The organism is Dysgonomonas sp. Marseille-Q5470 (assembly GCF_951230145.1).
GTDB lineage: Bacteria > Bacteroidota > Bacteroidia > Bacteroidales > Dysgonomonadaceae > Dysgonomonas.
Map to the genome: position 1 here is coordinate 221,560 of NZ_CATNVE010000001.1, position 14,452 is coordinate 236,011.

The window sequence follows — 14,452 nt, forward strand, 5'->3', positions numbered from 1 at the left end:
ATGATACAATTCGCCAATGAGCAAACAGCAGAATTAGTACGTCGTATGTGGAAAATATGCTTCGAGGATACGGACGAGTTTCTCGATATCCTTTTCACATACAAATACAAGCATGAGAATACACTGATATATTTTGAAGAAGGAGAAGCGGTTGCAAGCCTTCAAATGTTGCCGTATACAATAAACTTCTACCGGCAGGAAATTCCTTTTGCATACATGGCAGGACTATGCACATTGCCCGAACACAGAAAAAAAGGCTACATGGCACAGCTGCTTCATGAAGCGCATAAAGTTCTTGCCGAAAGAAATATACCTCTTGCAATACTGATTCCTGCAGAAGAATGGCTGTATGACTTTTATAAGAAATACGAATATGAACAAGTATTCGATAAGGGAGAAGATATTATCCCTGTCAAAGAAATACTAGATACATATTCCGATAATATCGATATGGCTTATCAAACGTTCGATCAATTATTCAGATTCAGAGACTTTTGTGTTCAAAAAAACAGAAATGACTTTGAGGCTATAGCCAAGGAGTATAAACTGGACGGATACCCCGAAAAAAGGGATCTACCGGGCATGGCACGTGTGATAGACGCATGGACTCTTTTAGACCTATATGCAAAAGATAATCTATCTAAGAAATTCAGAATAAAAGTAACGGATTGTTCGCAGGGAGATACTCCTCTAATATATTCAATAGACTGCGGAAATGTAGAGTTGATATTAGAATCGGAAGACTCTTTTGATATAGAAACAGACGTACGATTGCTGTGCAGGCTCTTGTTTGGATACAAGGTTCATGAGCTTGAAGAAAAACAGCAACGATTCTTTGAAGACCATCAGCCTATTATGAATCTGATGTTGGAATAAAAGATTTTTTAAGAAGACTGATGTCTTTTCTGAATTATCTATCGAAGAAATAACTTATCTTTGAATTTTAGTAATATAGTATCGCATATATGCTCGAAAACTTTGGAATAAAAGATATAATTGATATACTATTGGTAGCTACAGTAATGTACCAATTATATAGGATTGTCTCCAAATCGGGCACAGGAGCCATATTCAATGGTGTATTGGCTTTCATGATCTTATGGATACTTGTATCTAAAGTTCTGGAAATGCGCCTTATGGGTGCTATCCTCGACAAATTTGTCGATATTGGACTCATCGTACTCATCATTATCTTCCAAGATGAAATCCGACGTTTTTTGATGACGCTCGGCTCCAATCGCACCTTCCGTTTCTTTGCTCGGTTCTTCAGTTCAAAAGAACGTGGAGGCCTCTCAGAGCCTGTTATTACCTCTCTGGTTTTAGCATGTATGAATATGGCCAAAACATATACAGGAGCACTTATTGTTATCGAACAAGAGATTAAGTTAGGACAATATGAAGAAACAGGCGAAGTCTTAGATGCCGAGATCAGTACTCGTCTGATAGAAAATATATTCTTTAAAAACACGCCTTTACACGACGGAGCTTTAATTATATCAGGAAACAAAATTAAAGCAGCCGGATGTATCCTTCCTATTTCGCAGAATCAGGAGATACCCAAATCTCTCGGATTAAGACACCGGGCAGCCCTCGGCATATCGCAAGAAACGGACGCCAAAGCGATTGTCATATCAGAAGAAAGAGGTAAAATATCCTTTGTCAGCGAAGGGAAAATACAAACGAATATATCACCCGAAAGACTGCAAGAACTTCTCACTGAAACTATTTTGGTAAAAAAGAAGAAAACATAAACGATCGAATATACCATGAAAATGCCCATTAAAAATTTATTATTCCTACACGTTTCACTTCTATTTTGTTTTTCTTTATCTGCCGGAAATATTCCGATAAAGATAACGAAGCAATACTTGAACCTGCCTGTTTCGCAGAAAGCAGAAAGAAAAAAGATGAGCTTTAGTATAGATGGAAAAGAAGACAGATCATTTGTAATACGCCTATCTGCCAATCCCGATTACTGGGTATTTTGCGATATGGCAGACTATAAGGGTAAGACTATAAACATCAGCTATGAAGGTGATCCATCAGGATTAAGCAAAATCTATCAGGATGACAGAATAGAAGGGCATGCAAACCTATATAAAGAAAAGAACCGTCCGCAATTTCACTTCACTACTCAACGAGGGTGGATAAACGATCCCAATGGATTGATATACTACGATGGTGAATACCATCTTTTCTATCAACATAATCCTTACGAACGTGAATGGGAAAACATGCACTGGGGACACGCAGTAAGCAAAGACCTGATACATTGGCAACAATTGCCCGAAGCGCTATATCCCGATCATTTGGGGACAATGTTCTCCGGCTCAACAATCATTGATTATGATAATACAGCGGGATATAACAAGAAAGACAATCCTGCGATGATAGCCTTTTATACAGCAGATAGCTCTGAAAAGCAAGTACAATGCATGGCTTACAGTCTCGACAAAGGGCGTAGATGGACAAAATATGACAAAAACCCACTTATAGACTCAAAAGACAAATGGAATAGCAAAGACACACGTGACCCGAAAGTTTTTTGGTATACTCCGTCAAAACATTGGGTAATGGTACTGAATGAAAGAGACGGGCACTCAATATACACGTCTAAAAATCTGAAAGATTGGAATTACGAAAGCCACGTTACAGGATTTTGGGAATGCCCAGAACTATTTGAGCTACCGATAGACGGGAACAAAAACAATACCAAATGGGTGATGTATGGAGCTTCGGGAACATATATGCTAGGCTCTTTTGACGGAAAGAGATTCACTCCTGAGGCTGGCAAATATTATTATACTTCGGGATCAATTTACGCTGCACAAACATTTACAAACATCCCCAATAGTGATGGCAGACGCATACAAATAGGATGGGGACGCATAAATCAACCCGATATGCCATTCAATGGAATGATGCTACTCCCTACCGAGCTAACTCTAAAAACCACAAAAGAAGGCGCAAGGTTGATAAACAATCCGATAAAAGAGACAGAACAATTATTTACTCCTATTCAAAAATGGAGTAATCTGAAATCGGATGATGCCAACAACAAGATGAAAGAGTTCTACAATTCAGATTGCCTACGCATCAAAACAACAATTAAGCTGTCACACGCCACAGATGCAGGGCTCAACCTGTTTGGTCAACGGCTGATAAATTATGATATGAATGGGAACATGCTGAACGGAATGTTCTATTCGCCACAAGACATGACGAGCATGGAACTTTCAGCTGATATTTATATCGATCGCACATCTGTAGAAGTATTTATCGACGGAGGAATATTCTCATATTCGATGGAACGCAAACCCGATAGCAATAATACAGAAGGGTTCCACTTCTGGGGAAACAATATCGAGGTCAAAAATCTGGAGGTATATTCAGCAAAATCGATTTGGTAAAATCCGGCTATTACTATTCTACAAGAGAATCATACACCACTTTTGAGATTTGAGCAATTATACCGCAGTTCACATCATTGCTTTCCATAGAGTCAGCAACAAATACAACCAAAGAATAATATCTACCATCAGGTAATTGTATGATTGCAATATCGTTTTCCGCGGCCTTCAACCCTTCGGCATTACGAAACGAGCTCCCTGTTTTGTGTGCAACGAATGTCCCTTCGGGAAGCAATGCTTTTATTTTATTTCCACCTGTAGTAGTCCCAGCCAGCGCATCCCATAAGAAATCGTGGAAAGGCTGGGGTAAAATATCGTGTGTTCTAAATATTTCTAAAGCTTGTGCAGCAGTATAGGGGGTAGACCAGTTAGTATACTGTACTTCCCAAGGTCCGTGCATTTCTTCTTCTGTGGCAGCAATGGCAAACTCAGAAAGGCCAAGACCTCTTATATATCTATCCACTACAGCTGTACCTCCTACCAAGCGAAACAGGATATCGCATCCATTATTATCGCTCTTAGATACTGTATATCTGATAATATCAGCAACAGAGAGATACATCTCTCCCTGCGGATAATCGTCCCTTAACGGGCTGTGAGTATTGGGGAGTAAGTCTCCCTTTTTTACATACAACTGATGATCCAGAGTGAGATTATTCTTATTTAAATAATCTAATACAGCCAATGCTAAATGAAACTTGTATACACTTTGGGTTGGATAACGAAAATTATTATTGATAGTCAACGTGTCTTTTCCATCTACAATAAGAGCAACACCAACTGTAGCATCTTTACCCTGAATTATTTTTTGAATCTTGTTTCTCAAAACCTCATTTTGTGAAAACATAGGAAAAGCAACCACTATGGCTGAAAAAAGAAATAAAAGTTTCTTCATAAATATTAATCTATCAAACGTAATTGTTCTTTTAATCGTAAAATTTCATCCTGCATCGTATCTATCTTATCCAAAAGGTTTTGAATAACATCAATCCCCGCCACATTAATTGACAGGTCGTAGTACCAACGTACATACTGATCCAAGTGCCTCAACTGCGAAATATGTATATACCGCTCGTTATCAACGATACTTACCTGTATCAGTCCTTCATTTTCAAGCTGCACAATAAAATCGGGCTCTACTTGGTTTTGAATACAATATTCGTGTATAATAATCAGTTCTGAATTCATAACTGTGGCGCTTTAAATTAAGACTTTGCTAACTTTTCGAACAGTTCCCTCTGTTCTGCATTCAGATTGGTCGGGATTTTCACCGTATAGGTAATAATCAGATCTCCAAAATGTCCATCCTTTTTATATACAGGAAAACCTTTCCCTTTTAGACGAACTTTTGTTCCATTCTGAGTTCCGGCGGCAACTTTCAATTTTACTTTTCCAGTAAAAGTATCCACCGTTTCCTCTCCTCCAAGCACAGCTGTGTACAAGCTTAGATCTGCATTCGTATACAAGTCATTGCCCACTCTTTTGAATTTCGGATCTTCTTGTATCACAAACGTAATATACAGATCACCATTAGGGCCTCCATTTCTACCGGGAGCTCCTTGTCCTGCCAGCTTTATTACTTGTCCGTCTGCTACCCCTGCCGGAATTGTTATCCGTAAATTTTTTCCATTAAGAGTAAGCGTTCGTTTATGGGTTTCAGAGGCATCACGCAAACTTAAATGAAGTTCCGTAGTATAATCTTGCCCTCTAAATGCGCTTGTCCGAGAACCTCTGGATGCGCCCCTACCACCGAACAGAGACTCAAAAAAGTCAGAAAACCCTCCTTCGTCTTCACCGGTAAAGCTATATGTTCTTCCGCCAAAGTCGCCACCAAAGCTGCTATAATCAGCAAAACCTCCATTCTGAGCTTGTTGCTGACGCGCTTTTTCAAATTCTTCGGCATGCTTCCAGTTCTCTCCGTACTCGTCATACTTTTTACGTTTTTCGGGGTCGGACAGAACTTCATTCGCCTCGTTTATCTGCTGAAACTTCTTCTTTGCTTCCTCATCATTAGGATTTATGTCAGGGTGATATTTACGGGCTAACTTTCGGTAAGCCTTTTTTATATCATCGCCACTGGCAGTTTTAGATACACCTAAAATGCTGTAATAATCTATAAATGCCATATATTTTTCAATTATGAGTCAGAAGCATCAGAATATCAACTCCTGACCGAATTTATTTTTTCTTTGTTTTTAAGTTCGTTATATATCCTCAGACAGGCCCATGCATCGAGTGCAGCATACATTTTCTGTGAGTCAGAAAGTACATCTACTTCCCAGTTTGACAGGCGTTGCCCTTTTGATATTCTCTTTTCAAAAAGTATGCCATAAATACGCTGTAAGCCATTGTCTTCTATACCGTAATCTTTAACAAAAGACTGTAATTCGACGAAGTTAGCCGGAGCCAAACTCATCCGCTTGTGTATCGCCGAGAAGTCATCTTTCAGCGACAGCCCGATCTTCTTAACGGCAGGATTGACAAGAAGTTCGGCCAGACAAGCAGGAAACCCGATCAGATTGAGCCGGAATAAGAAACAGGTATCGATTGTAGACAACTGCATAAGTGCTATCTGATGCGTCACTCCCTTACGAAAAGCAGGGCGGGTCTCTGTATCAAATCCGATAGCCTCACATTTGCTAAGATAGTCACATGCTTTCTTCGCCTCGGTTTCTTCTTGTATTACGATTATTCTACCCGGAAAAACTTCCTGTGCATAAGTAGACAATTCAGCTTTGGATATAGTGTTTACCATAATTCATTTGTATCAGCAGATTCGAGATCTTCATCAAGGTTATCATTTACTATCGTATATTTGAGTGAGTGCAAAGCTCTCAAAACATTTACCAGCTTCTGCCCCCAATATGACTTAAAATTCTCTATACAGAAATATAGCGCATCATTCATATTGTCTGTAACTCCTCTTTCAAAAACTGTAATGAAGTTCTTCAAATCCTGATAGATATCCGAGAGATCTTCGCTTATACTGGCAGTAATAGGAGTGTCGCTATATTTCATATCCTGAAGAAAAACCTCAAGATACGCATCATTATTCTGAAATACATCATATAGCTTTGAAGAAATATAGCTATAATCTCCCTCAGTTACTGTTATCTCAGGTTCCTCGTCTTCATTTATGATATCTGTCTCGGGCACAAGAGAAGCTTTTAAGTAAAGCAGTGGAAGAAGCTTCGTAAGCTTATCTATCAACTCCGCCTCGCTTACATCTTCAAAGCTTTCAAAATAGCCACAATATTGCACTGCCACTGTTACAAATTCAATTGTATCACGAGAATAAACGATCTCTTTTAATTGGTTCTCCATTGTATATTTTAATTTTTCTGCCGTTTTACCAGCTCAATATATATTATCTAAATTATATTCTGATCTACACAAAAGAGATCGTTGATTTTTCTTTAAGTAACAAATTTAACCTATTATTTTGTTAACTGTATTGTTCGGATAATATATTTTATTATCACTAAACATTCATTAAGCAATATCAATAAATCCCTTATCCTTGCCAATCATCCCCCGTTTCTACTCCTTATTTGGATGCACTTGCTATTTGCCTTATCTTTGCACCTTATTTCAAATAATTAGTAAATATATTATATTCTATATTTCTTACCGAAAAAGAATATAATTCATTTTTTAACACTATAAAAATTAGCACGAAATGGGAGATACTCCAAATTGCCCTGCATGCAGCATGGAAAATACATATTTTGATGGTACTATGTTTATTTGTCCCGACTGTTTTCATGAATGGACAGGCGAAGCGAAAGCAGAATCAGACGATATGACACCACGAGACAGCAACGGCGCAGAGCTACAAGACGGAGATGCGGTTACAGTAATCAAAGATCTGAAAGTAAAAGGATCATCGATGGTAATAAAAAGAGGTACGAAGGTAAAAAGTATCCGTCTTACAGAAGAACCAACTGAAGTGGATTGTAAGATAGACGGATCGAGCATCGTACTTAAAACATGCTTCCTGAAGAAATAAGACCCTGCTAGCCCTTCGGATATTAAAATAAATAAAAGATATTTTTTTCTTTGCGTCTATTTTTTAACCTAATATAAGTCTTTTTTATAGGGAGGACTATATAACTTTGCATTCATTATGCAGTACAGCCTATTCCCTCAATATAAATATAAATTTTTCAGCCTGGGTAGTGGTAGCAGTGGTAATTGCTACTATCTGGGAACGAATGAATATGGTGTACTCATCGATGCCGGCATAGGGATACGTTCGATACAAAAAGCCTTGCGCGAATACGGTGTCTCATTCGATAAAATTATAGCCGTATTGGTAACCCACGACCATGCTGATCACATCAAAACAGTGGGATGCCTGGGTGACAAATACAATATCCCTGTTTATGCAACGGAAACCGTACATAACGGTATATTAAGAAACAGAGCTGTACGAGCAAGCTTGGTGCACTCAAGAAAGATTATAGAAAAAGAACAAGCATTTTCTATCAGGGAATTTCAGATAACTGCCTTTGACGTTCCTCACGACAGTATAGAAAACGTAGGTTATCACATTGAGTTCGACGAACAAACGTTTGTATTAGTAACAGATATCGGACGGATTACCGATACGATAAAAGAATATGCCGCGAAGGCAAATCACCTGGTAATTGAGGCCAACTACGACGAATATATGCTTCAGGCGGGTAAATATCCTTACTATCTGAAACAACGTATAGGCAATGGCATGGGGCATCTTAGCAACCGTCTATCTGCCCAGTTTATTGCAAGCATATACAGCGAAAATCTTCAAAATATCTGGCTTTGCCACCTCAGCCAAGACAATAATCACCCCGAAATAGCTTTTAAAGCCGTGGAACAAGCCCTCTATGATAATGGAGTGGTAGTAGGCAAGAACGTAAAACTAGAAACACTGAGCCGCTATAAAGTGTCGGGACTGAGAGAGTTTTAAGAGACATCTCACTAGCGTTGAACATCACAAGAAATATCACCTCTCTATTTTATTGAAGACTTAGCTTCAAATATGAAAAAAGTAAGATAGCAATAATCGCAGAAAATCTGTTACTTTTGTTACATCTTAGTAAAAGGGAGAATTGCATGAAAACAATTAATATAAAAGGAGAATTGCTAGAACTGTCGCAACCTATTGTGATGGGAATATTGAATATTACTCCTGATTCATTTTTTGCAGAGAGTCGCAAACAGGGTGAACAAGAGATTGTTGCCCGTGTAGCAGAAATATTAACACAAGGAGGCAAAATTGTGGATATAGGAGCACAGTCTACACGCCCTTCGTCTACATTATTGTCCTCAAAAGAGGAGATAGAACGCCTAAAACCGGCACTGAATATTATAAATAAAGAATTTCCCGACGCTATTCTCTCGGTTGACACATTCTATAGCGATGTCGCTCGTTTTTGTGTAGAAGAACATGGTGTTGACATTATAAATGATATATCGGGAGGTGAAATGGACAAAAATATGTTCGACACCGTTGCTTCGCTCAATGTTCCTTATATTCTTATGCACATGCGAGGCACACCTCAAGCAATGAGCCAATTGACAGATTACGACAATCTGATTCAAGATATTTTTTACTACTTCTCTAAAAAGATAGCCGAGCTACACCTCAAAGGCGTAAACGATATTATAATAGATCCGGGTTTTGGATTCAGTAAAACCATCGACCAGAATTATGAGTTGATGGCTTCATTGAAAGGCTTCTCTATTTTTGAGCTTCCTTTACTTGTTGGCATTTCCAGAAAGAAAATGATCTATAATTTAATAGACTCAACAGCCGAAGAAAGCCTTAATGGGACATCCATACTAAACACTTTCGCTCTACAAAACGGAGCTGACATCTTACGTGTGCACGACGTAAAAGAAGCAGTAGAAACGATAAAAATTACAGAAAAATTAAAAGGGTACAGCTTATAGCAAATACCCTTTTCTCTTTTTATCATTTTGGACTTATCCTTTTGAAGCGTTCCATTGTTCTCAATACATCATTCACATAACGTGTCGTTTGTCCGGCTCTGAAGTATCCACTTTTACATACAGGGTCATTATAATATTCGGGATTTCCTTTCAACTCCAAATATTTCTTCACATTTCCTTCCCATATATAAGGGTTAGCGCCATATTTTTGAGCCAGAGCCTGCGCATCATTTATATGCCCATTTCCTCCATTATAAGCTGCAAGCAAGAACTTTTCCCGCTCCTCTATGCTACTTACTTTACCAAATATTTTGTCTAGTCTATCGAGTAGCTCTACGGCAGCACCTATACTTAAATCGGGATTCATCCGGTCTTCACTTTTCAGACCAAGAGACGCTGCTGTGCGTGGCATCAATCCCATTATTCCGGCAGCTCCCGCCCATGAAGTAAGATTATTTTGAAAACGAGACTCATGATAGCATATCGCTGCCAAAAAACGCCAATCGTACTTTGTTCCTTTAGCATGCTTTTTAAACAGTTCGTCGTAAATAGAAATTGCGCCCTTAGGTAAATTCTTCGGGATTTCGTACTCACCCTCGAAAGTCTGCTTACTCAGCTCGAAATACTTTTTAGTAATTCCTTTATAAACAGGAGTATTCCCATTCTGCTGGAACCATTCATTTAATGCTTTTGCCAACTGGGGAGAATCTTTCCGCACAGCCCATGATGAGCGTTGGTCGAAACTGATCTGAAGCGATATATCTATATTGCGATAATATGTTTTGTTCAACTTGGCAATATATTCATCACAGATTGTATATTTTATCTTTCCTTGCGAAACCATTTCGATGAGGTCTTCACTGGTAATCGTATCCTCATTTACAGGATGAATGTTGATACCTCCTCCCAGTTCGGAATTCAGATTCAGCAAGCGTTGATAATATTTTGTGTTGTCTTCCACATACACCTCTTTGCCAATCAAGCCCGTTACATCTTTTATTATAGTATCTCCCTTATTTGCCTGTTGGATTAATACCTGATGGGTTATTTGTTGCAGTCCGCAATATAGGATAGAATCTTTAAGTCCTGTCTGGATAGGTACGGCATAGGCGATGAGATCGCCTTCACCATTATTCAGCATCTCCACAAGCTTGTTGGTATTCTCCGCTACCTTTACTTTCAATGTCAGCCCATAATGGTCGCAGAAATCCTGAGCGAGGTCATAGTCATACCCCATAGGCTCTTCTTTGTATATGAAGTAAGATGTAGAGGTGTTGAGCGTAATAATGGTTAGTTCCTTCTTTTGTTTGATCTGCTCAAAATCATAGGGAGTCTTCTGTTCTTTCTTTTTACAGGCCGAAAAGAGACAAAGAACTATCAGTACATATATACAACAGAGTTTTCTCATGTTTTTATCAGTTGAGATTTAGGTATTATATATAAATTAATCTTATTATAAAAATAAGATCAGGCTATCTTCGTATCTGTTTATATTCTGTAGCTCTCCTATTTAAGAAGTACTAAACGAACCGAAACGAAGGCTTCCAATTTTATGAAAACCTCCGTATCAATTCCTATTTTTTATTATCAAAATTTCATGTCTTGCGAAATCATACTTTCAATTTTCGCGTTATATTCTTCAATTACGCTATTTACTACATCTGCGGCTGTAGGAAGGTCTTCAATCAGTGAACTGACTTGTCCTATCTCAAGTTCGCCTTCCGAAAGGTCTCCTTCAAAAATTCCTTTCTTAGCACGTCCACGTCCTAAAATTCCACGCATTTCTTCTGCTGTTGCTCCCCTGTCTTCTGCTTCCTGTACTGTATTGTAAAAATCATTCTTTATTAGTCGGGTAGGACTAAGTTTTTTCAATGAGAGAATGGTATCCCCTTCTTTAAGATTTATACACAATTCCTTAAACTCCTTAGAAGCCGAACTTTCCTGTGTAAGAGCAAATCGAGTACCCATCTGAATACCTTCCGCCCCTAATGCGAAAGCAGCTAACATAGCACTCCCCGTACCTATCCCTCCGGCTGCAATAAGAGGTATCGATATACTTTTCCTTACTTGCGGAATCAGCACCATTGTGGTAGTCTCTTCACGTCCGTTATGCCCTCCGGCTTCGAACCCTTCGGCTACGACAACATCTACTCCTGCCTCTTCACATTTTAAGGCGAATTTAGAACTGGAAATAACATGTGCCACTTTTATTCCATTATCTTGAAGCTTTTTAGTCCAAAGCTTAGGATTACCTGCCGATGTAAATACAATCTTCACCCCTTCGGATATAATAATATCCATAATCGCTTCTATCTCAGGATACATTAATGGCACATTCACACCAAAAGGTTTATCTGTAGCTGCCTTACATTTTTGTATATGCTCGCGCAATGTTTCGGGATGCATAGACCCGGCTCCTATAAGCCCAAGTCCTCCGGCATTACTGACTGCCGAAGCCAAACGCCAACCACTACACCAAACCATACCTCCTGATATAATCGGATATTTTATACCAAATAAAGATGTAATTCTATTATTCATTCTTTTCATTCAATTTGTTACGTATTGCAAATTTAGGAAAATATTGAAAATGGAAGTATAATAAAAAGACTAAAGCTCACTCTTTTTGTTGAATATAAGATTACAACGTACTTTTATGTAAATAAATTATCTTATAATAGTAGAAGTGCTTCGTTCCTATATATGACAAGCAAGGATAAAGAGAGCAGAGCAAATTCAGAAAGTGACAATAGATAAGGGTCTAAAAAGTGTCACTTTTGTCACCTTTTGCTTTATTGTTAGAATCTGTTGAGTAGAATATATAGGACTTTCAAAAAACAATCGAATTAATTCCATATATTTGAACAGTCAATCATTCAATACATTATCATTACTATTTATGAAAAACATATTATCAAAATTAAGCTATTTATTGTTAGTCGCTCTATTTATCTCATGCGGATCTAAAGAACAAAAAGAGACCGGATGGACATCTTTGCTTGATAAAGATTTGTCGAAATGGGATATGTATCTGAGTTATGAGATGAAAGACAACTACAACGGCAGTGTTCCTTTAGATGCAAACGGAGATACAATCAAACCTATAGGATATAACAACAATTATAAAAATGTATTTACGGTAATACAGGACGGTGACAAACCAATACTAAAGGTAAAAGGAGAAGTTTACGGATGTGTTTTCACAAAGGAAAGTTATAGAAATTATCATCTCCGCCTAAAGATGAAATGGGGAAATCAGAAGTGGGAGCCAAGACTCAATAAGTCTTTAGACTCGGGAATATTATACCATTCCATCGGAGAGTGTGGTGCCGACTATTGGAGAACATGGATGACAAGTCATGAATTTCAACTAATAGAAACCGGAACTGAGGGCAGTAGTGGAGACTACTGGTGCATAGGTCAAACTCAAATGGATGTCCGTGCCCGAAAAGATTCATCGAGAGTCGTATTCGATAATACAGCCTCTTTGATCCCGATCGGGGTTAACTCTCCGAACGGCTACTACTGCGCAGCAAAAAGCACAATAGAGAAACCCAAAGATGAGTGGAACGATATCGAGCTTATATGCTACGAAGGCAAAAGCTTACATATTGTGAACGGCAATGTAGTAATGGCATTATCCAATCTTCGCTATCTGGACAATGGAGAAACAAAGCCATTAGTAGAAGGCAGAATACAATTACAGAGCGAAGCCGGAGAAGTATTCTATAAAGACATTGAGATCAAAAAGATAAAAGAACTCCCAGCAGAATATCAGCAGTATTTCAATTGATAATAAGAAGGAAAGGAATGCTATCTTTATTTTGTAGCTTTAGACTTTTTATAGATAGCCTGCAATTTCTTATTATTAAGTTCTATGCTTAGAGTAGACTGACTAAGATCTTTCTTCTTTTTCCTATCTGAATAAGTTACCTCCTTCTTCACAGGCAATGTAATAAAACAAACGCCTTTGTTGTCAAGGATAGCTTCTATAGAGTCTGTAACAGGAGTGTAAAGCACACTACGTATTTTATCTGCTTTACGACCTACTGTCAATGAATCTGCGATATGCTTACTCAATAGGTTTTTAGAGGTATAGAATTGGCTTAAGGTATCTACTGATAACTTTTGAATTCCTTTACTGCTAATAGTAGACATGGCACTAAAGAAATCTGTCAAGGTTTTCTTCACTTCATCCAGATCTTTTCCTTCGAGCGTTTTCAGCTGACTAAGATAGTCGTAACGTTCCTGAGCCAATGCAATGTACTCTCCATCAATCCGCCCAAGTTTTGAATTCTCTAGATAAGCCAAATAGACATCTGCTGAATTTTGAGCTTGAGCTGCAATCCAACTTAACGAATCTATCACATGCCGAATATCTTTTAGATAAGGCGTTTCAGGATGATCTTTGAGAAAAGCAAACAGGGCATCTATATCATTTGATCTTCTGAGCTTTTCCCAAGTTTTTCGTTCATTGTCACGTAGTTCTACAATCTTTTGATAAGCCTCCTCACTGTATTTACCTTCGGGGTATTTCACCAAGTATTTAGAATATCCCAAAGGCGTATTTTCTTCGATACACTTGTTCCAATATGCAGTTTCAGTTGCCAACGTATTCAAATTCTGTTGACGCAAGTAACCACCTATCACCCCAACTATCATGAAAATAATGAGCCCCGCAAAGAAGAATATTAACAGCTTCTTATTTTTACGGAAAAATGTATTCTTATCTTCCGTCTCTGTCGAAGGAGAAGTTTCATCTTTATCTAAAGCATTATCTAAATTATTTACTTCGCCTTGATGGGCTTCTTCATCAAGCTCAGCGGATATTACTGCCTCTGCATCTGCCGACAGCAAACCTGAGGGGTAAGAATTTTGTGCAATTTCCTGACAGTCACGACAGAATATTTCACCATCTTGTGTATCTTTACCACAAAGAGGACATTCATTATTGCCACTATCTGACATAACTATGTTGTTTTATTGTTTATTCTCAGGATGTAAACAATCATTTTCGAGGTTTGTTTACTAATCTCATTTTCCATATATCCTCAATTGACATGAGGCTATTTTTATTGTTACTAAATTACAAAACTTTTTTTGAT

The 14,452-nt window shown here is 38.2% G+C and carries 15 protein-coding genes; 7 read left to right on the forward strand and 8 right to left on the reverse strand.

What is annotated here, in order from left to right; all coding sequences use genetic code 11:
• From QOX35_RS01040 to QOX35_RS01050, 3 genes are all read left to right on the forward strand, one after another.
• Positions 1 to 876: a GNAT family N-acetyltransferase gene (locus QOX35_RS01040; protein ID WP_283685426.1), complete on the forward strand. Its 876-nt coding sequence runs from the start codon at positions 1 to 3 to the stop codon at positions 874 to 876.
• Between the two features lie 89 nt (positions 877 to 965).
• Positions 966 to 1,751 (forward strand): diadenylate cyclase CdaA, encoded by a 786-nt coding sequence (gene cdaA, locus QOX35_RS01045; protein ID WP_006841774.1) that lies wholly within the window; start codon positions 966 to 968, stop codon positions 1,749 to 1,751.
• 21 nt (positions 1,752 to 1,772) lie between these two features.
• The gene (locus QOX35_RS01050; RefSeq protein WP_283685766.1) at positions 1,773 to 3,410 is read left to right on the forward strand and encodes a glycoside hydrolase family 32 protein; all 1,638 of its coding nucleotides are present in this window, start codon (positions 1,773 to 1,775) and stop codon (positions 3,408 to 3,410) included.
• A 13-nt stretch (positions 3,411 to 3,423) separates the two neighbouring features.
• Here QOX35_RS01050 and bla read toward each other — a convergent pair whose 3' ends face one another.
• The 5 genes from bla to QOX35_RS01075 are packed head-to-tail and all read right to left on the reverse strand — an operon-like array spanning position 3,424 to position 6,734.
• Positions 3,424 to 4,305, reverse strand: coding sequence for a class A beta-lactamase, subclass A2 (bla, locus tag QOX35_RS01055; RefSeq protein WP_283685427.1), 882 nt, complete (start codon positions 4,303 to 4,305; stop codon positions 3,424 to 3,426).
• 5 nt (positions 4,306 to 4,310) lie between these two features.
• On the reverse strand, positions 4,311 to 4,598 hold the full coding sequence (locus QOX35_RS01060) for a chaperone modulator CbpM (protein WP_006841771.1): 288 nt from the start codon (positions 4,596 to 4,598) through the stop codon (positions 4,311 to 4,313).
• A 17-nt stretch (positions 4,599 to 4,615) separates the two neighbouring features.
• Positions 4,616 to 5,536 (reverse strand): DnaJ C-terminal domain-containing protein, encoded by a 921-nt coding sequence (locus QOX35_RS01065; protein WP_283685428.1) that lies wholly within the window; start codon positions 5,534 to 5,536, stop codon positions 4,616 to 4,618.
• Between the two features lie 35 nt (positions 5,537 to 5,571).
• Entirely contained in the window at positions 5,572 to 6,165 is a 594-nt protein-coding gene (locus QOX35_RS01070; RefSeq protein ID WP_006841769.1) for a 3'-5' exonuclease, read from the reverse strand.
• Positions 6,159 to 6,734, reverse strand: coding sequence for a DUF5063 domain-containing protein (locus QOX35_RS01075; RefSeq protein WP_283685429.1), 576 nt, complete (start codon positions 6,732 to 6,734; stop codon positions 6,159 to 6,161). Before QOX35_RS01075 ends, QOX35_RS01070 begins: the two co-directional genes overlap by 7 nt.
• A 355-nt stretch (positions 6,735 to 7,089) precedes the next feature.
• Between QOX35_RS01075 and QOX35_RS01080 the strand changes: the two genes are divergently transcribed.
• The 3 genes from QOX35_RS01080 to folP all read left to right on the forward strand — a co-directional run bounded on the left by QOX35_RS01080 (position 7,090) and on the right by folP (position 9,347).
• Complete coding sequence (locus QOX35_RS01080) at positions 7,090 to 7,419, forward strand: zinc ribbon domain-containing protein YjdM (protein ID WP_135105494.1); 330 nt, start codon at positions 7,090 to 7,092, stop codon at positions 7,417 to 7,419.
• 117 nt (positions 7,420 to 7,536) lie between these two features.
• Positions 7,537 to 8,361, forward strand: a complete 825-nt coding sequence (locus tag QOX35_RS01085; protein ID WP_283685430.1) for an MBL fold metallo-hydrolase — start codon at positions 7,537 to 7,539, stop codon at positions 8,359 to 8,361.
• A 146-nt stretch (positions 8,362 to 8,507) separates the two neighbouring features.
• Entirely contained in the window at positions 8,508 to 9,347 is an 840-nt protein-coding gene (gene folP / locus QOX35_RS01090) for a dihydropteroate synthase (protein WP_283685431.1), read from the forward strand.
• 22 nt (positions 9,348 to 9,369) lie between these two features.
• Here folP and QOX35_RS01095 read toward each other — a convergent pair whose 3' ends face one another.
• Positions 9,370 to 10,755, reverse strand: a complete 1,386-nt coding sequence (locus tag QOX35_RS01095) for an MltF family protein (protein WP_283685432.1) — start codon at positions 10,753 to 10,755, stop codon at positions 9,370 to 9,372.
• Between the two features lie 179 nt (positions 10,756 to 10,934).
• Positions 10,935 to 11,897 (reverse strand): NAD(P)H-dependent flavin oxidoreductase, encoded by a 963-nt coding sequence (locus QOX35_RS01100; protein WP_502846750.1) that lies wholly within the window; start codon positions 11,895 to 11,897, stop codon positions 10,935 to 10,937.
• A gap of 349 nt (positions 11,898 to 12,246) precedes the next feature.
• On the opposite strand from QOX35_RS01100, the gene QOX35_RS01105 reads away from it, so the two are divergent.
• Complete coding sequence (locus tag QOX35_RS01105; RefSeq protein WP_283685434.1) at positions 12,247 to 13,140, forward strand: 3-keto-disaccharide hydrolase; 894 nt, start codon at positions 12,247 to 12,249, stop codon at positions 13,138 to 13,140.
• 26 nt (positions 13,141 to 13,166) lie between these two features.
• On the opposite strand, the gene QOX35_RS01110 is transcribed toward QOX35_RS01105, so the two are convergent.
• Positions 13,167 to 14,315: a hypothetical protein gene (locus QOX35_RS01110; RefSeq protein ID WP_283685435.1), complete on the reverse strand. Its 1,149-nt coding sequence runs from the start codon at positions 14,313 to 14,315 to the stop codon at positions 13,167 to 13,169.
• Positions 14,316 to 14,452 lie beyond the last annotated feature (137 nt).

Bases quoted from the DNA above. Each gene is read 5' to 3' on its own strand.
- QOX35_RS01040 (WP_283685426.1), top strand. From the start codon at position 1: ATGATACAATTCGCCAATGAGCAAACAGCAGAATTAGTACGTCGTATG.
- cdaA (WP_006841774.1), top strand. From the start codon at position 966: ATGCTCGAAAACTTTGGAATAAAAGATATAATTGATATACTATTGGTA.
- QOX35_RS01050 (WP_283685766.1), top strand. From the start codon at position 1,773: ATGCCCATTAAAAATTTATTATTCCTACACGTTTCACTTCTATTTTGT.
- bla (WP_283685427.1), bottom strand. From the start codon at position 4,305: ATGAAGAAACTTTTATTTCTTTTTTCAGCCATAGTGGTTGCTTTTCCT.
- QOX35_RS01060 (WP_006841771.1), bottom strand. From the start codon at position 4,598: ATGAATTCAGAACTGATTATTATACACGAATATTGTATTCAAAACCAA.
- QOX35_RS01065 (WP_283685428.1), bottom strand. From the start codon at position 5,536: ATGGCATTTATAGATTATTACAGCATTTTAGGTGTATCTAAAACTGCC.
- QOX35_RS01070 (WP_006841769.1), bottom strand. From the start codon at position 6,165: ATGGTAAACACTATATCCAAAGCTGAATTGTCTACTTATGCACAGGAA.
- QOX35_RS01075 (WP_283685429.1), bottom strand. From the start codon at position 6,734: ATGGAGAACCAATTAAAAGAGATCGTTTATTCTCGTGATACAATTGAA.
- QOX35_RS01080 (WP_135105494.1), top strand. From the start codon at position 7,090: ATGGGAGATACTCCAAATTGCCCTGCATGCAGCATGGAAAATACATAT.
- QOX35_RS01085 (WP_283685430.1), top strand. From the start codon at position 7,537: ATGCAGTACAGCCTATTCCCTCAATATAAATATAAATTTTTCAGCCTG.
- folP (WP_283685431.1), top strand. From the start codon at position 8,508: ATGAAAACAATTAATATAAAAGGAGAATTGCTAGAACTGTCGCAACCT.
- QOX35_RS01095 (WP_283685432.1), bottom strand. From the start codon at position 10,755: ATGAGAAAACTCTGTTGTATATATGTACTGATAGTTCTTTGTCTCTTT.
- QOX35_RS01100 (WP_502846750.1), bottom strand. From the start codon at position 11,897: ATGAAAAGAATGAATAATAGAATTACATCTTTATTTGGTATAAAATAT.
- QOX35_RS01105 (WP_283685434.1), top strand. From the start codon at position 12,247: ATGAAAAACATATTATCAAAATTAAGCTATTTATTGTTAGTCGCTCTA.
- QOX35_RS01110 (WP_283685435.1), bottom strand. From the start codon at position 14,315: ATGTCAGATAGTGGCAATAATGAATGTCCTCTTTGTGGTAAAGATACA.